19 protein-coding genes and 1 tRNA gene are annotated in these 24,354 nt (G+C 34.8%); 14 read left to right on the forward strand and 6 right to left on the reverse strand.

From position 1 onward, the window contains the following. Positions 1-5 precede the first annotated feature (5 nt). Genes HCW_RS02315 through HCW_RS02330 form a run of 4 tightly spaced genes read left to right on the forward strand, consistent with a single transcriptional unit; the run spans position 6 to position 4,081 of the window. Positions 6-1,694 (forward strand): DNA polymerase III subunit gamma/tau, encoded by a 1,689-nt coding sequence (locus tag HCW_RS02315; protein WP_014660618.1) that lies wholly within the window; start codon positions 6-8, stop codon positions 1,692-1,694. Next, complete coding sequence (gene tsaE / locus HCW_RS02320) at positions 1,694-2,089, forward strand: tRNA (adenosine(37)-N6)-threonylcarbamoyltransferase complex ATPase subunit type 1 TsaE (RefSeq protein WP_043902743.1); 396 nt, start codon at positions 1,694-1,696, stop codon at positions 2,087-2,089. The genes HCW_RS02315 and tsaE overlap by 1 nt, the downstream gene beginning before the upstream one ends. Positions 2,090-2,093: 4 nt before the next feature. Continuing rightward, positions 2,094-2,816 (forward strand): LPS export ABC transporter ATP-binding protein, encoded by a 723-nt coding sequence (lptB, locus tag HCW_RS02325; RefSeq protein WP_014660620.1) that lies wholly within the window; start codon positions 2,094-2,096, stop codon positions 2,814-2,816. A gap of 2 nt (positions 2,817-2,818) precedes the next feature. Beyond that, positions 2,819-4,081: an RNA polymerase factor sigma-54 gene (locus HCW_RS02330; protein ID WP_014660621.1), complete on the forward strand. Its 1,263-nt coding sequence runs from the start codon at positions 2,819-2,821 to the stop codon at positions 4,079-4,081. Between the two features lie 73 nt (positions 4,082-4,154). On the opposite strand, the gene HCW_RS02335 is transcribed toward HCW_RS02330, so the two are convergent. Next, positions 4,155-5,402, reverse strand: coding sequence for an HD domain-containing protein (locus tag HCW_RS02335; protein ID WP_014660622.1), 1,248 nt, complete (start codon positions 5,400-5,402; stop codon positions 4,155-4,157). 565 nt (positions 5,403-5,967) lie between these two features. After that, a tRNA-Ser gene (locus HCW_RS02340) sits at positions 5,968-6,058 on the reverse strand. Between the two features lie 147 nt (positions 6,059-6,205). On the opposite strand from HCW_RS02340, the gene fabD reads away from it, so the two are divergent. The 8 genes from fabD to HCW_RS02380 all read left to right on the forward strand — a co-directional run bounded on the left by fabD (position 6,206) and on the right by HCW_RS02380 (position 18,629). Then, positions 6,206-7,135 (forward strand): ACP S-malonyltransferase, encoded by a 930-nt coding sequence (gene fabD, locus HCW_RS02345; RefSeq protein ID WP_014660623.1) that lies wholly within the window; start codon positions 6,206-6,208, stop codon positions 7,133-7,135. A gap of 14 nt (positions 7,136-7,149) precedes the next feature. Beyond that, complete coding sequence (locus HCW_RS02350; RefSeq protein ID WP_014660624.1) at positions 7,150-7,842, forward strand: 5'-methylthioadenosine/adenosylhomocysteine nucleosidase; 693 nt, start codon at positions 7,150-7,152, stop codon at positions 7,840-7,842. Positions 7,843-7,963: 121 nt separating this feature from the next. Beyond that, on the forward strand, positions 7,964-9,916 hold the full coding sequence (gene rpoD / locus HCW_RS02355; protein ID WP_014660625.1) for an RNA polymerase sigma factor RpoD: 1,953 nt from the start codon (positions 7,964-7,966) through the stop codon (positions 9,914-9,916). Positions 9,917-9,936: 20 nt separating this feature from the next. Further along, entirely contained in the window at positions 9,937-11,313 is a 1,377-nt protein-coding gene (locus HCW_RS02360) for an SH3 domain-containing C40 family peptidase (protein ID WP_081478673.1), read from the forward strand. 60 nt (positions 11,314-11,373) lie between these two features. Beyond that, complete coding sequence (locus tag HCW_RS02365) at positions 11,374-12,741, forward strand: FAD-dependent oxidoreductase (protein WP_014660627.1); 1,368 nt, start codon at positions 11,374-11,376, stop codon at positions 12,739-12,741. Continuing rightward, on the forward strand, positions 12,741-12,926 hold the full coding sequence (locus HCW_RS02370; protein ID WP_014660628.1) for a DUF5408 family protein: 186 nt from the start codon (positions 12,741-12,743) through the stop codon (positions 12,924-12,926). The genes HCW_RS02365 and HCW_RS02370 overlap by 1 nt, the downstream gene beginning before the upstream one ends. Before the next feature lie 427 nt (positions 12,927-13,353). Beyond that, on the forward strand, positions 13,354-18,303 hold the full coding sequence (locus HCW_RS02375; RefSeq protein ID WP_014660629.1) for a hypothetical protein: 4,950 nt from the start codon (positions 13,354-13,356) through the stop codon (positions 18,301-18,303). 59 nt (positions 18,304-18,362) lie between these two features. Next, entirely contained in the window at positions 18,363-18,629 is a 267-nt protein-coding gene (locus tag HCW_RS02380) for a hypothetical protein (protein WP_014660630.1), read from the forward strand. Positions 18,630-18,875: 246 nt separating this feature from the next. Here HCW_RS02380 and HCW_RS02385 read toward each other — a convergent pair whose 3' ends face one another. From HCW_RS02385 to HCW_RS02395, 3 genes are read right to left on the reverse strand one after another with little or no spacing between them, the layout of a single operon-like run. Next, complete coding sequence (locus HCW_RS02385) at positions 18,876-19,328, reverse strand: hypothetical protein (RefSeq protein ID WP_014660631.1); 453 nt, start codon at positions 19,326-19,328, stop codon at positions 18,876-18,878. A 22-nt stretch (positions 19,329-19,350) separates the two neighbouring features. Continuing rightward, on the reverse strand, positions 19,351-19,947 hold the full coding sequence (locus HCW_RS02390) for a phosphatase PAP2 family protein (protein WP_014660632.1): 597 nt from the start codon (positions 19,945-19,947) through the stop codon (positions 19,351-19,353). Next, positions 19,934-20,953 (reverse strand): glycosyltransferase family 4 protein, encoded by a 1,020-nt coding sequence (locus tag HCW_RS02395; RefSeq protein ID WP_081478652.1) that lies wholly within the window; start codon positions 20,951-20,953, stop codon positions 19,934-19,936. Before HCW_RS02395 ends, HCW_RS02390 begins: the two co-directional genes overlap by 14 nt. A gap of 138 nt (positions 20,954-21,091) precedes the next feature. Between HCW_RS02395 and pdxJ the strand changes: the two genes are divergently transcribed. Both pdxJ and pdxA read left to right on the forward strand, forming a co-directional pair. Further along, positions 21,092-21,880 (forward strand): pyridoxine 5'-phosphate synthase, encoded by a 789-nt coding sequence (pdxJ, locus tag HCW_RS02400; RefSeq protein WP_014660634.1) that lies wholly within the window; start codon positions 21,092-21,094, stop codon positions 21,878-21,880. Positions 21,881-21,882: 2 nt separating this feature from the next. After that, complete coding sequence (gene pdxA / locus HCW_RS02405) at positions 21,883-22,812, forward strand: 4-hydroxythreonine-4-phosphate dehydrogenase (RefSeq protein ID WP_014660635.1); 930 nt, start codon at positions 21,883-21,885, stop codon at positions 22,810-22,812. A gap of 40 nt (positions 22,813-22,852) precedes the next feature. Here pdxA and putP read toward each other — a convergent pair whose 3' ends face one another. Beyond that, positions 22,853-24,343, reverse strand: a complete 1,491-nt coding sequence (putP, locus tag HCW_RS02410) for a sodium/proline symporter PutP (protein WP_014660636.1) — start codon at positions 24,341-24,343, stop codon at positions 22,853-22,855. Positions 24,344-24,354 lie beyond the last annotated feature (11 nt).

Raw genomic sequence — 24,354 nt, forward strand, 5'->3', positions numbered from 1 at the left:
TTAGCATGCAAGCTTTAGCATTAAAATATCGCCCCAAGCATTTTAGTGAGCTAGTGGGGCAAGATAGCGTAGCCAAAACCCTATCTTTAGCTTTAGAAAATAATCGTTTAGCCAATGCGTATTTATTCAGTGGGTTAAGGGGTTCGGGTAAAACAAGCTCTTCTAGGATTTTTGCTCGAGCTTTGATGTGTGAAGAAGGGCCAAAGGCTATTCCTTGCGATACATGCGTGCATTGTCAAAGCGCTTTAGAAAATCGCCATATAGATATTATAGAAATGGATGGAGCGTCTAATAGGGGGATTGATGATGTGCGTAATTTAATAGAACAAACCCGCTATAAGCCAAGTTTAGGACGCTATAAAATCTTTATTATTGATGAAGTGCATATGTTTACCACTGAGGCGTTTAACGCACTTTTAAAAACCTTAGAAGAACCCCCTAGTCATGTAAAATTTCTTCTAGCAACTACTGATGCTTTAAAATTGCCTGCAACTATACTTAGTCGCACCCAACATTTTAGGTTTAAGAAAATCCCTGAAAGCTCTGTAATAATACATCTAAAGCATATTTTAGAATTAGAAAATATTGCTTATGAAGAGAGTGCTTTGGAGCGATTAGCTAATAGCGGTCAAGGGAGCTTAAGAGATACGCTCACACTTTTAGAACAAGCTATTAGTTATTGTGATAGCGATATTACGCATAAAAAAATCGCTGAAATGTTAGGAGTGATTGATAGAAGTGTTTTAGAGGAATTTTTCCAAGCTTTGTTGCGCCAAGACAATACTCTTTTAGAGGAACGCTACACTTTGTTAGAAACTTATGAAACAGAGAGTGTGCTAGAAGAGATGAGCTTGTTTTTGAAAAACAAGCTATTAGAAAATTCGCATGCTTATCCTTTGATTTTAATGGAGCGTTTTTTTAAAATCCTTATGGATAGTTTTAGCTTGCTTAAAGAGGGGGCAAATTCTAGCTTTGTGTTACTATTATTAAAAATGAAAATGCAAGAGGCTTTGAAACTTAAAGCTTTAGAAGACGCTATTTTAGAGTTAGAACAAAAAAATCAATCTTCTTTATCCTCATTACAAGCCCCTTTAAACACTCCTTTATCCTTAAAAAGCAATGTTGCTCCTACTTCAATAGAGCCTACACTACCACCAATAGAGCCACAAAAACCTATCTTAAACACTACCACGCCTATGCTATCAGCTAAAGAGCAGATTTTTCATAATCTTTTTAAGCAATTGCAAAATAAGATTTATGAGCGTAATTACGATTTGGGTGTTGTATTTGAAAAAAATATTCGTTTTGTAAGCTTTGAAGATAAGGTGCTAACTTGGGAATCTTTAGCCAAAGATGAGGATAAGGCGCTTTTGAGCGAACATTTTGCTATTTTAAAAAAGCTTATTAGTGAAGTGTATGGCGAGGGAGTGAAAGTTGCTTTAGGCACAAATAAGTCAATGCAAAAACCTGTTGAAGAAAACCTTGAAAAACCTAAAACATTAGAACAACCCACACCTATTGCACCTATAAAAGAACCTAACCCTACGCCTGTAAAAGACATAAAAGAGCCTATTATAGAAGAGGTTAAAGAGCCTAGTGAAACAGCCATTTTGCAAGAGTTTATAGAGGATAACAAAAGCCTTATTGCGGATATTAAAAGCGAGCTTGGCGCTATGAATGTGGAGCTATTATGATACAAGCAAATTTAAATGAGCTAGATAAGATAGCGCATGAAATTTTAAAAGACAATTTTTTAGGGGTAGTGGTTTTAAAGGGTGCTGTTGGGAGTGGGAAGACCACTTTAGTGCAAGCTTGTTTAAAGTATCTTAATTTAGAAGTCCAAGTTACTTCGCCTACTTTTAGCTTAATGCATGCTTATAGTGAAAGTGTGTTTCATTATGATTTTTATATGCGCCCCTTAGAAGAGTGCTTAAAACTTGGCATGCTAGAGTGTTTGCTAGAAGAGGGGGTGCATTTTGTAGAATGGGGCGATGAATTTTTAGAAAAAATTCTTAAAAAACACGATATACCTACTAAAATTGTAGAAATTAGCACCAACAATGATAGCCGTTTTTACACCATAAGGTAGGGTTGTGGATATTTTAAAAGCCGAGCATTTAAGCAAGCAAATTAAAAAAACTAAAATCGTGCATGATGTTTCCTTAGAGGTTAAGAGTGGGGAGGTTGTGGGCTTACTTGGGCCTAATGGTGCAGGAAAAACAACCACATTTTATATGATATGCGGGCTTTTAGAGCCTAGTGGTGGGAATGTCTTTTTAAATGATATTAATTTAGCCACTTACCCTTTGCATAAGCGTTCTAATATGGGTATAGGCTACTTACCCCAAGAATCAAGCGTGTTTAAAGAATTAAGCGTAGAAGAGAATTTAGCCTTAGCTGGAGAGACGACTTTTAAAAATTCTAAAGAAAGTCAAAAAAAGATGGAACAAATGCTTGATGCTTTTAATATCCAAGCTATTAGAGGGCGAAAGGGCATGAGCTTGAGTGGGGGAGAGAGAAGAAGAGTAGAGATTGCAAGGGCTTTGATGAAAAACCCTAAATTCGTGCTTTTAGACGAGCCTTTTGCTGGGGTTGACCCCATTGCTGTGATTGATATTCAAAAGATTATTGAAAGCTTGATTGAATTAAATATTGGCGTATTGATTACAGACCATAATGTGCGAGAGACTCTAAGTGTGTGTCATAGAGCGTATGTGATTAAAAGCGGAACGCTTTTAGCAAGTGGCAATGCTAATGAAATTTATGATAACGCTTTAGTGCGTAAATATTATTTAGGGGAACATTTTAAGGCGTAGATATGGCAATATTACGCACTTCTCTTAGCCCTAAAAACAAGTTAAACGCTACTTTAAAAGGTTGGCTACCTATTTTACAAAGCGAGCTTGAAGATTTAGAAGAGACTTTGCAATCTTATAGTGCTGATAATCCTTTAATCAAAATTGAAAGCCAAAGAATGAAAACCTTTAGCGAACGCTTTGATTTTAAAAAACGCCCTAGCTTGCAAAATCTAAGCGATAAAATTGAAAGTCTAAATATTGCAGAAAAAGGGCTTTATGAGACTTTAGAAGAACAGCTTATCCCCCCATTATTTCCTACTCAGATTTCTTATGAAATTGCATTAGATATTATTCAAGGTTTGAATAATGAGGGCTATTTTGAAGAAGATATACAAGAGAGAGCTAAAGCTTTAAAAGTGGATAGTGAAGTTTATGAGAAGGTGCGTAAACGCTTTAGTTATCTTAGTCCAGCTGGCATTGGGGCAAGAGATATTAAAGAGAGCTTTTTGTTTCAATTAGAAAATAGAGAGCTTAATGATAATGCTTTATACGAAGAAGTTAAAAATATCATTTTGCATTTAGAAAATCATCATCAATTTTCAAAAAATCCTTACTACGAAAAGGCCTTAAAAATCTTAAAAACTTTTAAAAACCCCCCAGCGATTGAATTTTTAGAAAAAGAAAAAGAAGTCATTCCGGAATTATTTATCGTTGAGGTTGATGGCGAAATAGTGGTGCGTTTAAATGATGAGAGCTATCCTAAAATTAGCCTAGAAGAAGAGCGTTTAAAAGATTCTAGCTATTTGAAAGAAAAAATGCGTGAGGCTAAGGATTTGATAGATGCTTTAAATTTAAGAAAAGCGACCATTCAAAAGATTGGCTTAATGCTTTTAGAATACCAATATGATTTTTTTAAGGGCAAGGAATTAAAGCCTTTAAGACTTGTGGATTTGGCTGAAGAATTTAACCACTCCCCAAGCACCATTTCAAGGGCTATTTCTAATAAATATTTGGCATGTGAAAGGGGGGTCTTTCCCATTAAGAGTTTCTTTAGCACCGCTTTAGATAATAGCGATATTTCAAATGCTGTGATTAAAGATTATCTTTTAGAATTAATTAAAAATGAAAATCCAACTAAGCCCTTAAGTGATGCCAAGATTTTAGAAATGATTGAAGAAAAATTTAATCTCAAAATGGTAAGAAGAACCATCACAAAATACCGCCAATTACTCAATATCGCCTCTTCAAGCGAGAGAAAAAAGCTCTATTTAATGCGTGCTTAAAACCTTTTTTGTAAAAAGCATTGATTAAACAAAGCTTTTAATTATCAATGGTTGAAAAAGTGGGGTTTTTAAATTATTTAAAATCCCTAAACAACACCCCTAAATCTAAGCCAAGTAGTTGGGTGTGTGAGCGTAGTTTAAGGATATTTTGAGCGCCATTAATCAAATCAGCGCTAGAAATACCATGCGAAATAGAGATTTTAGCCTCCAAAAAGGCGCTCAAGTGGTCGCACACCTTTAAAAGCTCCCCACAAACGCCTTGATATTCATCTTTATTAAAAGATTTAAACAAGTCTTTGGCATTTTTAGCCACAATGATTTGATTTTGTGTGTCTTTATAGCGGTTAGAAAATTCGTTTTCAGTAAAATACTTTAAATCTTCTTGCACGCTTTTTGAGACAAGCGAATAGACTTTATTTTGCATTTCTTTCTTTTCAATATCTTTTATGCAGTCATCAAGCCCTATTACACTGCGTTTAATGGGGGTAATAATATCTCGTGTAAGAATTTCGGGCAAATCATGAAATAGTCCGCCTAAGAAGTGATTGATACGCATATTCTTACAAGCATTCAAATCAAAGCTTAATAAATACCCCATAATTGCTACGCATAAGGTATGCCCTAAGACACTCGTTTCTGGCACTCTTGGGGTTTGACTCCAGCGCTTTTGAAAACGCAATTGCCCAAACATGCTCACAATTCTTTTTAAATCTTCTCTTTCGCCAAAAAGCCCCTCAAACAAATGCTCGTTATTGCGCAATTCCTTATCAATAGCGTCTTTAATGTTTTTCACACCATACATATTAGGGTTAAATTGATAGATGATTTCAAATTCCCATTTGGAGGCGTAAAAATGAGCGCTCTTTAAAATCTGCGCCTCTAAATTATTGGGGGTTTGGCTCAAATACTCTTGTAAGGTTTCTAAAGAAAAGTAATCCTTAATTTCATCATTTAAATTTTGGGCTACATAATGGGCTAATTCTTTGTTGTGCGTTTTTTTAAGCTCATAAAAAATTGGGGGCTTAATATCTGTTAGCACAATGCGAGCAAAAAATTCAAAGCAAAAATATTGAATCAATTTTTCAAAATCTATCACTTCGCCCCTATCTTCTAAATCTTTAGCAAGCAAATACATAATCATCGCTTTATGGGCTTGTTTGTCTAATTCCACAAATTCTAAAGGGCAAGCTTGGTCATTCCAGCGTCTAATAGAAGCAGATACAAAGAGGCGTTTTAGTAATTTAGGTTTAAGTTTTGGAGTTTTTAGCGAAGAAAAATAGCGAAAAAGATTGATTTTAATAGGGTGTGCGCCATAGGGCATAAATAGTTTTCCTTATTATAGTATTCAAATCATGCCTTATTATACGAGAATTAAGGCAAAAATGAGTTTTTGTTTTGGCGGTTAGCTTACAAAAAGATTTTTTTAAGGTATTTTTGTGGTTTTATTTTGTGTTGATTAGATTCGTGATTGGCTTGATTTTAAGCAAGTATTGAATAATTAAGAATATAAAAATATATTAGTATAATATATTCATAAGTATAAAAATTGTTATAGGGGTGTAACAATCTCCAATTTCTAATAAGATAAATTATCAATGATTGTAAAAAGCTAAGTGTTTTATGGGAGCAAGGGGTTATGCACTTTTAGTGGTTTATTGGTTGGTTTTAAGCTATTTTTGTGTAAATGAAAGATTATTTTAACAAGCTTATTTGTTTAGCAAGGAGATTGTCTAGCGCTTAAGGGGGTTAGGCTGGGTGTCTCTCTTCACCCAACCTAAGTATTTGTATTTGTAAAATCTGTAAAAGGAGTGTTGTAAAAGGAATGCTTAGAAACTCTATGATGTCTTATTAAAAGACATTAACAAAAAGTTTAAAGGCAAAAAGGCTGGCGGACAGGGAGGGATTCGAACCCTCGGTAACCTTACGGCTACGCATCCTTAGCAGGGATGTGGTTTCAGCCAACTCACCCACCTGTCCAATGCAAGAATTGTAGTCAATCTAAGTTGAAAGAAACCTTAAAGATTAACAATTTTTGGAAAAAATTTAATGATTTCTAAACAAAACTAAAGGCTTTTAGTATTAAAATTTTAATTAATAGATTTTAGTTTTTAAAAGGAGAATCGCATGCAATACGCATTATTATTTCCGGGACAAGGCTCGCAATGCGTGGGAATGGGGAAGTCGTTTTATGAAAGCCACTCATTAGCTAAAGAGCTATTTGAGAAAGCCTCTAGTGTGCTTAAAGTGGATATGAAAAAGACACTTTTTGAAGAAAATGAGTTGTTAAATCAAACCGCTTATACTCAGCCAGCCATTTATCTAGTGAGCTATATTGCTTATAAGTTATTAGACCAACGAGTTAGTGGGGGGCTAAAACCTACTTTTGCTTTAGGGCATTCGCTTGGTGAAGTGAGTGCGGTGTCTTTGAGTGGGGCGCTTGATTTTGATAAGGCCATTAAGCTTACGCACCAACGAGGATTGTTTATGCAAGAGGTGTGTCAGGGCAAAGATGTATCCATGATGGTGGTTTTAGGAGTTAGTGAAGAAAAACTTTTGAGCTTGTGTCAAAAAACCAAGAATGTATGGTGTGCGAATTTTAATGGCGGAATGCAAGTGGTCTTAGCGGGGCTTAAAAACGATTTGAAAGCCCTAGAGCCAACTTTAAAAGAAATGGGTGCTAAAAGAGTAGTGTTTTTGGAAATGAGTGTTGCAAGCCATTGTCCGTTCTTAGAGCCAATGACGCTTAAATTTAGAGAGTTATTAGAAAAAAATTTAAAAGACAAGTTTAGTTTTGAAGTGATTTCTAATGCAACCAAAGAGGCATACAGCAACAAAGAAAAGGCAATTGAGCTTTTGAGCTTACAGCTCACTCAGCCAGTGCATTATCAAGATTGTATTAAAGAAAATAATGATAGAGTAGATGCGTTTTTTGAATTAGGCTGTGGAACTATTTTAAAAGGGCTTAACAAGCGCTTAAGCAACAAGCCAACCATGAGTATAGGGGATAACAAAGGGCTTGAAGAGGCGATTGAGTTTTTAGAAGAATATGTGTGAATAAAGGAAAATTTATGCAAAAAATTGGCATTTTAGGAGCTATGAGAGAAGAAATTGCTCCTTTATTGGAATTATTTGGGATTGATTTTGAAGAGATTTCTTTAGGAGGCAATGTCTTTCATAAGGGGATTTATCAAGATAAGGAAATTGTGATTGCTTATAGCAAGATTGGCAAAGTGCATTCTACTTTAACCACTACAAGCATGATTTTACATTTTGGAGTTAAAAAGGTGCTTTTTAGTGGGGTAGCTGGAAGTTTGATTAAAGATTTAAAAATCAATGATTTATTGATTGCTAATAAGTTAGTTCAGCATGATGTGGATTTGAGTGCCTTTAATCACCCCTTAGGCTTTATTCCAGAGAGTGAAGTTTTTGTTAAAACGAGCGAGGAATTAAACGCTTTAGCTAAAGTGGTGGCTAAAGAGCAAGGCATTATTTTAAAAGAGGGGGTTATTGCCTCAGGAGACCAATTCGTGCATAGTAAAGAGCGCAAAGAATTTTTAATCAAAGAATTTAATGCAAGTGCGGTAGAAATGGAGGGAGCAAGTGTGGCGTTTGTGTGTGAAAAATTTAGTGTTCCATGCTGTGTTTTAAGAAGTATTAGCGATAATGCTGATGAAGATGCTGATATGAGTTTTGATGATTTTTTAGAACAAAGCGCTAAAACTTCAGCTCAGTTTTTAAAAAGTATGGTAGATAAGCTTTAAAAATAATTAGAAATTAAGCTATTTTTTAGTAAAATCTCGCCCTTGAAGGATTAGGCGTCATCTCATACATTAGACCTAGCTTTTTTAAAAAGCGTAGGTTCTTATTTTATTGGAGTATTCAATGAAAAAAAAAGCTAACGAAGAAAAAACCCCCAAAAAAGCTACACAAGAAATTCCAGAAACCAAGTCTAAAGAAACCAAGCTTGTAAAAAAACCTAGCGCTAAAAAACTTAGCTTTAATGAAGAATTAGAAGAATTATTTGCAAGCTCTTTAAATAATTGCATTTCTTATGAATCTATTGTCCAGCTTTGTGCGAAAGTTCCTACTTTGGCTCAAGTTAAAAAGATTAAAGAGCTATCCCAAAAATACAAAAAAGAATTGGTAAGCTCTTCAGAATATGCCAAAAAGCTTAATGCGATAGATAAAATCAAAAACACACAAGAAAAGCAAAAGGTCTTAGAAGAAGAATTAGAAGATGGCTATGACTTTTTGAAAGAAAAAGAGTTTTTAGAATGGTCTAGGAGTGATAGTCCGGTGCGTATGTATTTGCGTGAAATGGGACAAATTGTGCTTTTAGACAAAGAAGAAGAGGTGGAATTAAGCAAGCAAATCCGCTTAGGTGAGGACATTATCCTTGATGCGATTTGTTCTGTGCCGTATTTAATTGATTTCATCTATGCGTATAAAGATGCTTTAATCAATCGTGAAAGAAGAGTCAAAGAGCTTTTTAGAAACTTTGATGATGATGACGACAGCTCAAGTTCTGATTCTAAGAAAGAAGAAGAAATAGATGATGAAGAAGAGGGCGAAGAGGGCAAAAAAGTCGTTTCTGAAAAAGACAAAAAGCGTGTAGAAAAAGTCTTAGAAAGCTTTAAAGCTTTAGATAAAGCTAAAAAAGAATGGCTAAAAGCATTAGATGAACCTAGAGATGAAAATGAAGATGAATTAGTTTATTTGCTAACTTTAGCTTATAAGCGTCAAATGCTTAAAGATAGACTTTATGATTTAGGGCCTACAAGTAAGCTTATCAACGAATTAGTAAAAACTATGGAGACCACTTTAAAAAGTGGCGATGGTTTTGAAAAGGAATTAAAACGCTTAGAATATAAGCTCCCTTTATTCAATGATGCGTTAGTTGAAAACCATAAAAAAATCCTTGCAAATATCACCAACATGACTAAAGAGGATATTACTAATCAAGTCCCAGAGGCTACTATGGTTAGTGTGTATATGGAATTAAAAAAGCTTTTCCAAACTAAAGAGGCAAGCGAAGAGGGCTTTGACTTAGACCCTAACAAATTAAAAGAGATTTTAGAACAAATCAAAAGAGGCAAGTTAATTTCTGATAGAGCTAAGAATAAAATGGCTAAATCTAACTTAAGGCTTGTTGTAAGTATTGCTAAACGCTTTACAAGTAGGGGTCTGCCTTTCTTAGATTTAATCCAAGAGGGTAATATTGGCTTGATGAAAGCAGTAGATAAGTTTGAGTATGAAAAAGGCTTTAAATTTTCTACTTATGCGACTTGGTGGATTAAACAGGCTATTAGTAGAGCTATAGCTGACCAAGCCCGCACTATTAGAATCCCCATTCATATGATAGATACTATTAATCGCATTAATAAGGTTATGCGAAAGCATATGCAAGAAAATGGTAAAGAGCCGGATTTAGAAGTGGTGGCTGAAGAAGTAGGGCTTTCATTAGATAAAGTTAAAAATGTGATTAAAGTTACTAAAGAGCCTATTAGCTTAGAAGCTCCTGTGGGTAATGATGATGATGGTAAGTTTGGGGATTTTGTAGAAGATAAAAATGTCATAAGCTCTATGGACCATATTATGAGAGAAGATTTAAAGGCTCAAATTGATGGGGTTTTAGACCAATTGAATGAACGAGAAAAGGCGGTGATTCGCATGCGTTTTGGTCTTTTAGATGATGAAAGCGATAGAACCTTAGAAGAAATTGGCAAAGAATTGAATGTTACAAGAGAGAGAGTGCGCCAAATTGAAAGCTCTGCTATTAAAAAGCTTAGAAGTCCGCAATATGGGCGTATTCTAAGAAATTATCTACGCATTTGATTTTAATGAAGTATTACAAAATACACTTTGTTTGGATAGTGTGCTTGCTTTTATTAGCAAGTTGCACACAAAGAGATTTGAAACTTAAAGATTTATCTTTATCCCAAAACGCATCAAGCTATCTCAAAACAGATTCGCAAACCACCCTAAATGCCCTAGAGATTCAAAAGCTCCAACAAACCCTTAAAGACAACTATTTAAAGGCATGGTATTCTCCATGGATAGATATGAAAGCCAAAAGCAACTTAAAAGAAGTCTTTTGGATGCTCCCTATAGTGCGTAATATTCAAGGTTATGGCGAAGATTTAAAGCTTAACTCCAAAGAGCTAAATAACACCCTCATTGCTAGTATGGATATTAAGCACTACCCCTCAGTCTCTATCAAAGCCATTGTAGTGCGAGACGCACACATAAGGGCTATGCCAACCAATAAGCCTTATTATCGCTCTAAAAAAGGCTATCCTTTTGATAGGTATCAAAATTCGTTAATTTTTCAAGGTACACCGGTTTTAATCACACATTTTAACACTACTAAAACTTACGCTCACATTCAAAGTAGTTTCGTCTATGGCTGGGTTAAAATGAGCGATTTAGCTTATATGCATAACAAGGATATAGAGCTTTTAACACACCTTAAAGATTATGTCATGCCAAAAAGTGATAAAATCCCCCTTTATACTGCTTATGGAAATTTTTATACCAATGCTAGGGTAGGGGAGTTATTTGCTTTAATCCCTCCCAAAAAAGACCCCTCAAAAAAAATGCTTTATCGCACTAAAGAGCCTTTGAAAGCTTATGGCTTTTCTAAAGACCCTAAAGGTTATGCGACTTTACAAAGTATCACTTTGAATGAAAAAGATTTCTTTTTATTTCCTAAAGCCCTAAATAGCGCCAACATGGCTGAAATGATAGATACTATGATGGGTCAAAAATATGGTTGGGGCGGTTTGTTAGAAAATAGAGATTGCTCAGCTTTCACACGAGATAGTTTTGCAAATTTTGGGATACTATTACCTAGAAATTCTTACGCACAAAGCCATTATGCAAACAACTATATTGATTTAAGCAAAATGAATGCTATAGAAAAGGAGCGCTACATCATCGCACATGCTACGCCATTTGCCACGCTTTTGTATCTAAGGGGGCATATTATGTTATATCTAGGTGAATACAATCATCAAGCTGTTGTAGCTCATAGTGTGTGGTCTGTGCAAACCCAAAAGCATTTTAAAACCTTAAGCCATAATATAGGAGGTGTAGTGATTACTTCATTGTGGCTTGCCAAAGAGCATAATGGTGTGTTTTCTAAAAAAAGATTGTTGATTGATAGGGTGCTTGGAATGAGTGATTTACAAGCCTATATACAAACTTCTTTAAAAACCTTAAACACTAATTGACTTTCTTGTATTATTATTACAATTTATGAAGTTGAATCATTTCTTTTAGGGAGATTTAAGATGAGTATGGAATTTGATGCGGTAATTGTTGGTGGTGGGGTTTCAGGGTGTGCGACCTTTTATACTTTGAGTGAATACAGCTCCTTAAAGCGTGTCGCCATTGTAGAAAAATGCCCTAAGTTGGCTCAGGTTAGCTCAAGTGCTAAGGCAAATTCACAAACTATTCACGATGGCTCTATTGAGACTAACTATACTGCAGAAAAAGCCAAAAAAGTGCGCCTATCCGCCAAAAAAACCCGAGAATACGCCTTGAAGAAAGGCTTGCAAAATAAGGCTATCTTTGAAACACAAAAAATGGCAATAGGTGTTGGCGATGAAGAATGTGCGTTTATGCAAAAGCGCTATGAGGCATTTAAAGAGATTTTTGAGGGATTAGAATCATTTGATAAGGCAACCATTAAGGAGCTAGAACCTAATGTTATTTTAGGTGCGCATGGAGTTGATAGACATGAAAATGTGATAGGGCATGGCTTTAAAAAAGATTGGAGCACCATGAATTATGCAAAGCTAAGTGAAAGCTTTGTAGAAGAGGCTATGAAATTAAAGCCTGATAATAAGGTGTTTTTGAATTTTAAAGTCAAAAAGATTGAAAGGCGCAATGAGGGTTATGCACTAATTTCAGAAGATGCTGAAGAAGTGTATGCTAAATTTGTTTTAGTGAATGCGGGTTCTTATGCCTTGCCTTTAGCTCAAAGTATGGGTTATGGCTTAGATTTAGGTTGCTTGCCTGTGGCTGGTAGCTTTTATTTTGTGCCAGATTTGCTAAGAGGCAAGGTCTATACTGTTCAAAACCCTAAACTTCCTTTTGCGGCCGTGCATGGCGACCCTGATGCAGTGATTAAGGGCAAGACTAGAATTGGCCCCACCGCACTAGCTATGCCAAAATTAGAGCGCAATAAGCATTTATTGAAAGGTATTAGCCTAGAATTATTAAAAATGGATTTCAATAAAGATGTGTTTAAAATCATGTTTGATTTGATGAGTGATAGAGAAATCCGTAATTATGTGTTTAAAAATATGGTTTTTGAATTGCCCGCTATTGGCAAGCGCAAATTTTTAAAAGACGCTCAAAAGATTATTCCCTCATTGAGATTAGAAGACTTAGAATATGCAAGTGGTTTTGGTGAAGTGCGCCCTCAAGTATTAGATAGAACCAAGCAAAAGCTAGAATTGGGTGAAAAAAAGATTTGCACTCATAAGGGCATTACTTTTAACATGACTCCATCACCGGGCGCAACAAGCTGTATGCAAAATGCCCTAATAGACTCTCAAGAAATTGCAGAGTATTTAAACGAGAGCTTTGATTTGGAGCGTTTTTATAAAGATTTATCCCCAGAGGAATTAGAAACTTTAAATAAAGAGAGCTAATGCAAGAAAATGAGTCTCTTCAAATAGCTAAAAGAGCGATTAAAATCGTTTTCTTTTGGGGGCTTTTGGTGTTGTTATTGATGATGATAAATATTTATATCCTTATCAATCAGGTTAATGCTACTGCAGAAATAGGCAAGAAGGTTAAGCAACTAGAAAAAGCAACTCAAAATTATGAGCCATAAGTGGCGTTGTATTTGTAAAGATAGAGGGGGATAAATTTGGTTTCCCCATTTTGATTTATTCTGTCAATTATTAATAGTATAAAAAATAGTTTCCTATTGAAAAATTATTAAATGTTTTGTGGATAGAGAAATATTAAGAAGTTTTTCTTAATTTTATTTGGATATGAAGGTATTTTGCAAAAGTTAGTATGATTTAAAAAAAGAGTCTTTTTATTATTTAATACCTAAATATTAATACCAAATAGATGTGTTTATCTTGATGTTTTTATTTCTATAATTTATGTCCATTTACTTTCTGTTAAATATTGTTTCCTATTATAATACGGAATTTTTGGGTAGTGTTGGAAAAGGCGTTGTTTTTTATTCCTCAAGAAGAAATTCAAAGTATTTTCCTATATAAAATCATATGTAATTAAGGATATAGTAAATGAGAAGCAAATTTTTAATTAGCTGTGTGCTTGCTGGCGTTTTAATCAATGTGGCAGATGCGCAAGATTTTAGCGATGCGCCTAGTTCTAGCGCAAGCAATAATCAAGCGTATTTTGCACAAACTAATGGTGTTCGAAAGAATGGTGGTGGGTATAATCATGGGAACAAAGGTCAGGGAATGAATCCTTTTTATAGGATTTACTCTGATAATCATATAGATGTTAAAAGCGTAACCGCAAACGATAACAAAGTAATCTATGACACTACCTATAACGATGTTAATAAAGGCATTATCAACGCTAAAGATATTGCTAGTAAAGATAACAAAGTTATTTATGGCACTACCTATCAAAATGTAGCTAAGGGTTCTACTAATGCTAAAGAAGTGGCTAGTAAGGACAACAAAGTTATCTATGATTCCACTTACAACCATGTAGCTAAGGGTATCATCAATGCTAAAGATGTGAGCCATAAGGCTAATAAGGTATTTTATGATACACATAGCGCACAACAAAACATTATTGATGCTAAGGGTATGGCTAAAGAAGAAAATAAAATTATTTATGGCACTACCTATCAAAATGTAGCTAAGGGTTCTATCAACCCTAAGGAAGTGGCTAGTAAGGATAATAAGGTCATTTATGATACTACCCATAATGAGGTGGATAAAGGCATTATTAATCCTAAAGACATTGCTGATAAAGATAATAAAGTCATTTATGATACCCAATACCAACATGTAGCCAAAGGTGGTATTGACCCTAAAGAAATTACCAAAAAAGATAACAAAGTTATCTATGATACCACTTATCAACATGTAGCCAAAAATCCCATTGATGTTAAGAGTGTAGAAAAAGAGGCTAATAAAGTTATTCATGGCACTACTTATGAGCATGTAGATAAGGGTATTATTAATGCTAAAGATATTGCCAACAAAGATAACAAGGTTATCTATGACTCTACCTATCAAAATGTGGCTAGAAATTCTATTAATCCTAAAGAAGTAACCAATAAGGATAATAAGGTTATTTATGATACTACCCATAATGAGGTGGATAAGGGCATTATCAATCCTAAAGAGATTTCTAAAAACGACAACAAGGTTATTTATGGCTCTACTTATGAGCATGTAGCCAAGGGAATTATCAGTGCTAAAGAAACAAGCCAAAAAGCTGATAAGATTTTCTATAATACCTATAATGATGTAGATAAAGGCATTATTAATCCTAAGGACATTACCGATAAAGATAATAAAGTCATTTATGATACCCAATACCAAAATGTAGCCAAAGGTGGTATTGACCCTAAAGAAGTAACTAATAACGATAATAAAGTTATCTATGGCACTACTTATGAGCATGTGGCAAAAGGTATTATCAACACTAATAGCATAGCAGAACAAGAAAAAAGAAACCAAAAGCTTGGCGATGATATTTATAATCATGTAGATAAGGGTATTATCAATCCTAACGAGGTGGCTAGTAAGGATAATAAGGTTATTTATGATACTACCCATAATGAGGTGGATAAAGGCATTATTGATTCTAAGGGTATCGCTCAAAAAGATAACAAAGTAATCTATGATACCACTTACCAACATGTGGCTAAAGGTATTATTAGTCCTAAAGAAGTCTCACAAAAAGCAGATAAAATCTTCTATGATACCTATAATAATGTAGATAAGGGCATTATTGATTCCAAGAGTATTGCCCATAATGATAATAAGGCCATTTATGACACTATTCATAATAATGTAGATAAAGGCATTATCAACGCAAAAGGTATTGCAAAAGAAGAGAGCAAGATTGCAAAGAACGCCCATGATACCACTAAAGGCATTATCAATCCTAAAGAAATTAGCAATAAAGATAATCAAGTTATCTATGATACTACCCACAACGAAGTTACTAAGGGTATTATTGATTCTAAGAGTATTGCAAGCAACGATAACAAGGTTATCTATGATACTACCCATAATGAGGTGGATAAAGGTATTATAAATGCAAAAGGTATTGCCAATAACGATAATAAGGTTATCTATGGCACTACTTATGAACATGTGGCAAAAGGTATTATCAATGCTAAGGGCATTGAGAAAGAAGAAGAAAAAGCCAGCAAACATATCCATGATGTGAATGATAAGATTACTAAAGGCATTATTAATCCTAAAGACATTACTGATAAAGATAATAAAGTCATTTATGATACCCAATACCAAAATGTAGCCAAAGGTATTATTAGCCCTAAAGAAATTACCAATAAAGATAACAAAGTTATCTATGATACCACTTACCAACATGTGGCTAAAGGTATTATTAGTCCTAAAGAAGTCTCACAAAAAGCAGATAAAATCTTCTATGATACCTATAATAATGTAGATAAGGGCATTATTGATTCCAAGAGTATTGCCCATAATGATAATAAGGCCATTTATGACACTATTCATAATAATGTAGATAAGGGTATTATTGATTCTAAAGATATTTCCAATAAAGATAATCAAGTTATCTACGGCTCTACTTATGAGCATGTAGCTAAGGGAATTATTAACGCCAAAGGTATTGAAAAAGAAGAGCAAGAGGCTACCAAGAATATTCATAGCGTTGCTAAAAATTCTATAAACCCTAAAGAAGTAACCAATAAGGATAATAAGGTTATTTATGATACTACCCATAATGAGGTAGATAAAGGTATTATTAATGCAAAAGGTATTGCCAATAACGATAATAAAGTTATTTATGGCACTACCTACAAAGATGTTACTAAGGGTATTATTAATGCTAAGGGTATTAAAGAGGAGGAGAGTAAAGCTACTAAAAATATTTATGATAGTGCTAAAGGGATTATTAATCCTAAAGACATTGCTCATAATGACAATAAGGTAATTTATGATACCACCCATAATGAGGTAGATAAAGGCATTATTGATTCTAAGGGTATTGCAAGCAACGACAATAAAGTCATTTATGATACCACTTATCAGCATGTAGCCAAAGGCATCATTAACGCCAAAGGTATTGAAAAAGAAGAGCAAAAGCTTGAAAGAAGTGCTCATGTAATTTATAACAAAGTTGCCAAAGGTATTATCAATCCTAAAGAAATTAGCAATAAAGATAATCAAGTTATCTATGGCACTACCTATCAAAATGTAGCTAAAGGCATTATTGATTCTAAGAGTGCAGCTAAGAATGAGCAAATGGCAGTAGCCAATCAAGATGCTCTTGATGCTAAAGACGCTCTAAATCAAGCTAATAGTGTGGCAAGTTCTATGGCTAGTGATAACAAAGCTTTAGCTAAAGATAAGCCTGAATATAATAAACAAACCGGCTTATGGAGTCTTAATAACGCTCAAAATACAGCTCAAAATGATGCTAATGCAGTTACTAAAGACAAAGAAAGCTTAGAGCAAGCTATCAATGATGTAAAAGACGCTCAAAACACTAAAGAATTTAGAAGTGCTCAAAAAGAAGAAATTCAAGCACTTAGCCAATTAGACAATGCTGAAAAAGCCTTTGCTAATTCTCAAGATAGCTTAAAGCAACTATGGAATGACTATAAAGACTCTATGCCTTTATATAACACTGCAGAAAATGATGAAAACATCTTTAATGCAAATGATAGTAAGCTTGCTCATAACTCTAATGCAGAAATTAAAAATGCCTACGATAAAGTCGCTAAAGATATTTATGACTTAAATCATAACACTGGCTCTGGTGTGTATAGATTATCTTGGTGGTTAGCTAACAACGCTTATAACAACAACACTAAAAATGAAATCACAAGCGCTCAAAAAGCTCTTATTAAACAAGAGGAGCAATTCACTAAAGACCAAGAGGCTTTAGAAAAAACTCTTAAAGATGTTATTGCTAAGAATGCTACTAAGGGTATTATCAATCCTAAAGACATTACTAACAAAGATAACAAGGTTATCTATGATACTACCCATAACAAAGTTGCCAAAGGTATTATCAATCCTAAAGAAATTAGCAATAAAGATAATCAAGTTATCTATGGCACTACCTATCAAAATGTAGCTAAAGGCATTATTGATTCTAAGAGTGCAGCTAAGAATGAGCAAATGGCAGTAGCCAATCAAGATGCTCTTGATGCTAAAGACGCTCTAAATCAAGCTAATAGTGTGGCAAGTTCTGTTATTGCAGATAATACCACCTTGCAATTACTTAGCCCCTCATACAGCAGATACACTGATATGAACCAAGTTAATGGCTTGTTTAATAACACCATTAAAGTAGAGGCTAAAAACATTGCTAAAGACAAGCAAGCTTTAGAGCAAGCTATCAATGAAGTTAAGAATGCTAAAAACACTCAAGACTTCAATAAAGCTCAAGAAGAAGAAATTCAAGCTCTAAGTCAATTAACTAACACTGAAAAATCCTTTGAAGTGGCTCAAAATACTTTAGAGCAAAATCTCAAAGATAACAGAAAGACTGAAAGTCTCTATAAGGTGGCAATGAAAGACTTGGCTATTTACAACGCCTATGATAAAGGCATTTATAATGTTTATGATGGCGTGTATGGTTACTTTGAAAATATTGCTAAAGTTATGGTTAATATGGTAGGCAGTGATTTCTCTGGCTTGAACCAATTAACTTGGCTTGTAAATAAGAAACTCCCACAAGTTGGCTTAAATGGTGCTAACGCTCTAGCTAACATTCAAAATAAAGTAGATAAAGCTGAGAATGCTTTAGTTAATGAAGAGCGCCAATTTAATCAAGCACAAAGAGCTTTAGACAAAGTGATTCGCAGACATATTGAATTGCCTAGCGTAGAAGCCAATGCGTTTGAAATGCCTACTATGCCTTCTAAAGAGGAGTTTGAATCCAAGCATTTTGAAGATAACAAAATGAATGATTATCTCAAAGAGGTAAGAATGAATGATAGTCAAGATGATGTAGATGTGGATTATTCTGATAGAATTGATGACTAAAAATTTATGCCTCTAAGGTGGGGGAGTGAGGCATATCTATTTGAATGAGAGGAACTAAAATGAAAGGCTTTCTTAAGGTATTCTTATTGGCATGTTTGGCATTTAGTAGTATGTTTTCTGCAAGCCTAGAGATAGGTCATAACATTAAGCACAATAAGAAAATATATAAATTGAGTAAGAATAATAGTTTAGAAAGAGTAAGTGTCCCTATGCTTAAATTTAACGAATCTTTATCTCTTGGCTCTTATATTGAAATGCCTAAATATTCTAGGAGGCATTTTGGGGGGCGTGTGAATGGGGGATTGATGATGCGCTTTAGATTCTAGTCTTTCTTTTAGTGCTTATAGGAGGGATAAACCAACAATAACTTTCTTAAAAAACCTTTTTAAACAACTTCTTTTAACTTACTTTTTAAATGGGGTCTTTATACCAACATCTTGTTTTTCATATAGGAGCGCTTAGGTTTTTAAATCTTTTATGCTTTTAAAGAATTAGTTTTAGGCTTGTTAAAAGAGGGCTTTGATTAGAGCTTAAAGACTAAAGAGAGGGTTATAATGCGCCTTTTAAGGGGGTTAATGCGAAGATTTCTTGGTATTATCTAGAAAATTATCCATTTTATGTTCTAGTTGAATGGTTTGTTTGATAGATTGCTCAAGCTCTTTGAAAGCTTTAGAGTTTCTTTTATTAACACATGGGATTATTCTCAGGCTTTCATGTTCCAAAACTTGGATATTTGTAAGCAAAGCCCTTAAGTCATCAGTGCTTTTAAAATCCTTTTCAAAATAGTCATAGAATTGTTGCTCTAAGGTTGTGATGCGCCCCAAAAAAGTGCTTTGAATACGAATATTAGCGCTATTTTCCTCTTCTTCTATGCAAGTTTTAAAGGTTTTATTAAGCTCTAAAAAATCATTTTTGGCTTTTAAGAAAGTTTTTGACATGTCTGTAATGATTTCATAATGTCCGGTGCTAATTTCTGCGTTTGTAATGTTTGTTAATAGTAACCCTAATAAAACTTTTTTAACCACTTTTGAACCTTAATATTATAATCTACCATTGGTATGAAAAACTCACGCCATAGCGCCCATTGCCTTTAAAATCGCTAGAGATTTCAGGATAGAGCATCCAGTTTTTAGGCTTGTAGCGTGTGGTAAAAAGATAGGCAAACCCCCAACCTATGAGACTACCTACGACCACTTGCCATATGGTATGCTTTTGAGCGACTACTCTAGATGCGTCTGTAAGGATTGCTAGGGCTAAAACAGGAAGAGCGGGTTTCCACCCATAGCGATAATATACAAACCCCGCCGCACTAAACACACCGCCTGCATGTCCGCTTGGCATGCCCCTATAAGAATCACAGCAAGGGCGTTTAGCAAAGCTTACACTAGCGCCATGCGCATGCGCTTTAGAAAAAGCCCCTTTAATGCCATAAATCACGCCTTGAGACACTAAAGTGCCTATGGCTAATTCGCCTAAGCCCCTATAATCTCGCATAGCCAAGCTAACCGTGCCAACAAAAATTGGCAAGAATCTCAGCACATCACCAATTTCTTCTAAAATATATGCTCCCTCGCTAAGTGGCTTGCTCTCTAAAGTATGAGAGCATAATAAAAGGCTTAAAAACGCACTTCTAAACCATTTCATAATGAGCTCGCTTTTCTAAGAGTTTGACTTGTCTATTGAGGTAGTAATAGCCCCATAAATAACACCCAATAAAGATTAGACCAATTACTATAAGCACAGGAGCATTTAAGCGAAAAAAGGTGCTCATAAGTATAAAGGGTAAGTTGCATAGCACTAAAATAAACGCACACATAGGGTTTGCATACGCATAGGAATGTAATTCTAAGACCTTGAATAAAAGGGTATGCAAATGCAAGTTATCGGGCATAGTAGCTTTTTGGCGTTTTAATTTGCGCCTAAGAATGCTAAAAAGCACTTCAATTACCGGATAAAGCATTAGATTGAGTCCAAAAAACACGCTGATTTTTTGCTCTAAGCTTAAATACAAGAGTAAAATCCCACACACAAATCCTAAAAAATACGCTCCTCCATCACCTAAAAAAATCCGCCCCAAAGGGAAATTAAATACCATAAAGCCAAGCACCATGTAAGCGAGCCAACAGCTCAAGCTTGTAGGCTCTATGTAATGGATAACAAGTAGGGTTAAAAGACAAATTCCTGAGGCTAAGCCATTGAATCCATCAATAATATTGATAGCATTACTAATACCTACAAGCATAAAAATACCAAATAGAAAAGCTAAAAAATAAGGCAAGCTAAAAAGGGGTGAAAAGTCGCTTACGACCAAATGCGCTGAAGTAATCACACAAAGTGCTCCCAAACTTTGCAAAATAAGGCGTATTTTAGGACTAAGTGAAAAATTAATATCTTCTAAAAAACCACTTATAAATACTAATAATATCCCTATGAATACAAGATTGTTTTCAAAGGGTGCTTCTTGTTGTTGTAAATAATAGGCTAGAACAAAAGAAATAAAAATGCCAAGTCCGCCGGCTCGTGGGGTTCTTTCTTTATGAAAACCTTGTATTTTATTGGCATTATCTATAAAAAGCATGGATTTTTTAGACCATAAAATAATGAGAAAGCAAACCAAGCAACTGATTAAGAAATATAGCACAGGTAACACTTTGTAATGATTTTATAAGTGGGTATTATAGCAAATTTATAGAATGGCTTTCTTAAAGATAGGTTGCTAGGGTTTAGGATAAGTTTTTTGTGTTACAATCCAAAAAATATTGTCATCAATGATTATTGAGGAGTTAGCATGCGTTTTGGGTTGAATATTGACCACATTGTTACTTTAAGAGAGGTAAGAAAAACTTATGAGCCTGAGATTTTAGAGGCATTATTGATTGCTAAAAATACTTATAAAGTAGATTTAATTACTATTCATTTAAGAGAGGATAGGCGCCATATTCAAAATGAAGATGTTCTCAAATTGCTTGAAAATAGTCTTTTGCCTATCAATATTGAATGTTCTATTAATGCTAATATCACCGATTTTTTATGTTCTTTAAAAAATAAGCCTAGCAAAGTTACTATTGTGCCTGAAAATAGAGCTGAGATTACTACAGAAGGTGGATTAGATTGCTCTTTAAAAGATTTGCCAAAAACTATAAAGGCATATCAAAATAGAGGCATTGAAGTATCTTTATTTATTGACCCCAACTTAGCGTCTTTGAAGTTTGCCCAAAAGCATGGGGTTAAGCAAGTGGAGTTTCATACCGGAGTGTATGCGAATTTGCACAATGCTTTATATTCTAATGCCAATCATCATATTAATGCCATTAATGCGCTCAGAGAGAAAACCCCTAAGGAGTTAAAAGAAGAATTACAAAATGCGTTCTTGCAATTAAGAAAGATGAGTAAGGAGGCGTTTTTTATGGGGATTGAAGTGTGCGCTGGGCATGGATTGAATTATTCTAATGTGAAAGAAATGCTAAAAATTCCTTCTTTAAGAGAGCTTAATATTGGGCATAGTGTGATTTCAAGGGCTGTTTTTGTGGGGCTAGAAAAGGCAATTTTAGAAATGGCACAACTCATTAAGCGCTAAGTATGCTCAAGAAGAAAATTGCTATTAGTTGTGGGGATATTCAAGGCGTAGGCTTAGAATTGATTTTAAAAAGCCACAAAGAAGTGAGCGAAATTTGTGAGCCACTATATGTAGTTGATAATAAGCTTTTAGTTCAAGCTAACCAATTGCTTAATAATGTCTATGAGGTTAAATCTCTTAACACGCTTAGTTTAGACACTCAAATGCCTCCTTTAAACTCTAGCACAATAGGAAAAGTAGATGCAAAAAGTGGGGCGTATAGTTTTGAAAGCTTTAAAACAGCTTGTGAATTAGCAGATAGTAAAGAGGTGGATAGCATTTGCACCATGCCTATCAACAAGCTTGCATGGCAACAAGCTCAAATTCCTTTCGTAGGGCATACCGATTTTTTAAAACAACGCTATCAAAGGCATGAAATCATTATGATGCTTGGGTGCTCTAAGTTATTTGTAGGGCTATTCACTGACCATGTGCCTTTAAGCAAGGTTTCAAAACTTATTCAAACTAAGGCTTTAATAAAGTTTTTACTAGCCTTTCAAAAAAGCACTCAAGCCAAACTTATTCAAGTGTGTGGTTTTAATCCCCATGCGGGTGAAGATGGCTTGTTTGGAAAAGAAGATAAAAAAATTTTAAAAGCGATTCAACAATGTAATGAAATGCTAGGTTTTGAATGTTTTTTAGGACCCTTACCAGCTGATAGCGCTTTTAGTCATAGAAGAAGAGCTATAACGCCCTTTTATGTGAGTATGTATCATGACGCTGGTTTAGCCCCTTTAAAGGCTCTCTATTTTGATGAAAGCATTAATGTAAGCTTGAATGCCCCGATTTTACGCACTTCCACTGACCATGGCACAGCGTTTGATATTGCTTATCAAAATAAAGCGAGCAATAAAAGCTATTTGAATGCAATTAGTTATTTGGCCATAAGATAAAAACGCTTTGTTAAAAAAAGCGTTTTTATTAAAAAGGGGTTTAATGTTTTAAACTCTCAATTTCTTTGAGCATGGTTTCAAACGCCTCTTTAGTGCCTTCTCGCACATTAGAAAACAAGCTAAATACAACAATACACACACTTGCTACAATAAATCCCGGAACAATTTCATAAATATCTAAAAAGCTTTTGCCAAATTTATCATACAAAATCACCGTGCTAGCCCCTGAGAGCATGCCAGCAATCGCTCCAATTCTTGTCATTCTTTCCCAAAAGAGTGAAAATAAAATCACAGAGCCAAAACTCGCACCAAAGCCAGCCCATGCATAACTGACAATGCTTAAAACACTCGCATTCCTATCGGTTGAGATAAAAAAGGCGATACAAGCCACGCCAAGCACTGAAAGCCTAGAGATAGTCATCACGAGTTTTGCGGGTGCGTCTTTGTGAAAAATGGTGGTATAGAAGTCTTCAGCAATGGTAGAAGAGCTTACAAGAAGTTGTGAACTAGCTGTGCTCATCACAGCTGCTAGAATCGCACTGAGTAAAATCCCTGCAATCCAAGGATTAAAGAGCAATTGACTCATCACAATAAAAATCTTTTCAGGGTCTTCTAAGCTTAGATTGAATTTTTGCGCATAAGCAATACCTAAAAGTCCCATAGAGCATGCCCCAATAAGCGAAATTAGCATCCAAGAAATACCTACGCTAGTTGCTTTAGGAATTTCTCTTACAGAGCGAATAGACATAAAGCGCACTAAAATATGAGGCTGTCCAAAATAGCCTAAGCCCCAAGCAAGACTTGAAATAATGGCAACTAAGCTAGAGCCTTGTAAAAAAGAAAGGTTTTCAGGTTTGATTTCTCTAATGATTTTTAAACTCTCTTCAACGCCTCCAATCTGAGTAACCATAACAATTGGCACGACAATTAAAGCGCTCATCATCAAAAGCCCTTGAATTAAATCCGTCCAGCACACCGCCTTATACCCCCCTAAGAAAGTGTAAGAGACAATAATAAGAGTGCCAATGCTTAGGGCATTAGCGTATTTAATTCCAAAAGTTGCTTCAAAGAGTTTAGCCCCACTCACTAGCCCTGAAGAAATATAAAAAATAAAAAAGATTAAAATCACAAAGGCTGAAATTAAGCGCAAGATGTGTTTATCATCGCTAAAACGAGTCTCAAAATAATCTGAAATCGTAATAGAATTTGCAATCACGCTTGTATAAATACGCAAGCGTTTAGCGATAAAAACCCAATTAATCAATGCTCCTAAACTCAATCCTATAGCAATATGTGAGTTGATTAACCCTCCCACATACAAGGCTCCGGGTAAGCCCATTAAGAGCCACCCACTCATATCACTTGCTCCCGCACTCAAAGCGCTAATCACAGGACCCATAGAGCGATTGCCTAAGAAGTAATCTTCGGTGGTTTCATTTTGTCTATAAAAATAAAAACCAATATAGAGCATTAAGAGTGAATAGGCAACAAACATTGTAATTATAGGGGTGCTTAAAACAACTTGTTCCATAGTATCTCCTT

The organism is Helicobacter cetorum MIT 00-7128 (genome assembly GCF_000259255.1).
Classification (GTDB): Bacteria; Campylobacterota; Campylobacteria; order Campylobacterales; family Helicobacteraceae; genus Helicobacter; species Helicobacter cetorum_B.

Excerpts from the sequence above, each read along its gene's own strand:
- rpoD (WP_014660625.1), top strand. The coding sequence starts at position 7,964 with ATGAAAAAAAAAGCTAACGAAGAAAAAACCCCCAAAAAAGCTACACAA.
- HCW_RS02315 (WP_014660618.1), top strand. The coding sequence starts at position 6 with ATGCAAGCTTTAGCATTAAAATATCGCCCCAAGCATTTTAGTGAGCTA.
- HCW_RS02375 (WP_014660629.1), top strand. The coding sequence starts at position 13,354 with ATGAGAAGCAAATTTTTAATTAGCTGTGTGCTTGCTGGCGTTTTAATC.
- pdxA (WP_014660635.1), top strand. The coding sequence starts at position 21,883 with ATGCTCAAGAAGAAAATTGCTATTAGTTGTGGGGATATTCAAGGCGTA.
- HCW_RS02370 (WP_014660628.1), top strand. The coding sequence starts at position 12,741 with ATGCAAGAAAATGAGTCTCTTCAAATAGCTAAAAGAGCGATTAAAATC.
- putP (WP_014660636.1), bottom strand. The coding sequence starts at position 24,343 with ATGGAACAAGTTGTTTTAAGCACCCCTATAATTACAATGTTTGTTGCC.
- fabD (WP_014660623.1), top strand. The coding sequence starts at position 6,206 with ATGCAATACGCATTATTATTTCCGGGACAAGGCTCGCAATGCGTGGGA.
- HCW_RS02335 (WP_014660622.1), bottom strand. The coding sequence starts at position 5,402 with ATGCCCTATGGCGCACACCCTATTAAAATCAATCTTTTTCGCTATTTT.
- HCW_RS02390 (WP_014660632.1), bottom strand. The coding sequence starts at position 19,947 with ATGAAATGGTTTAGAAGTGCGTTTTTAAGCCTTTTATTATGCTCTCAT.
- pdxJ (WP_014660634.1), top strand. The coding sequence starts at position 21,092 with ATGCGTTTTGGGTTGAATATTGACCACATTGTTACTTTAAGAGAGGTA.
- HCW_RS02330 (WP_014660621.1), top strand. The coding sequence starts at position 2,819 with ATGGCAATATTACGCACTTCTCTTAGCCCTAAAAACAAGTTAAACGCT.
- HCW_RS02350 (WP_014660624.1), top strand. The coding sequence starts at position 7,150 with ATGCAAAAAATTGGCATTTTAGGAGCTATGAGAGAAGAAATTGCTCCT.
- HCW_RS02380 (WP_014660630.1), top strand. The coding sequence starts at position 18,363 with ATGAAAGGCTTTCTTAAGGTATTCTTATTGGCATGTTTGGCATTTAGT.
- HCW_RS02365 (WP_014660627.1), top strand. The coding sequence starts at position 11,374 with ATGAGTATGGAATTTGATGCGGTAATTGTTGGTGGTGGGGTTTCAGGG.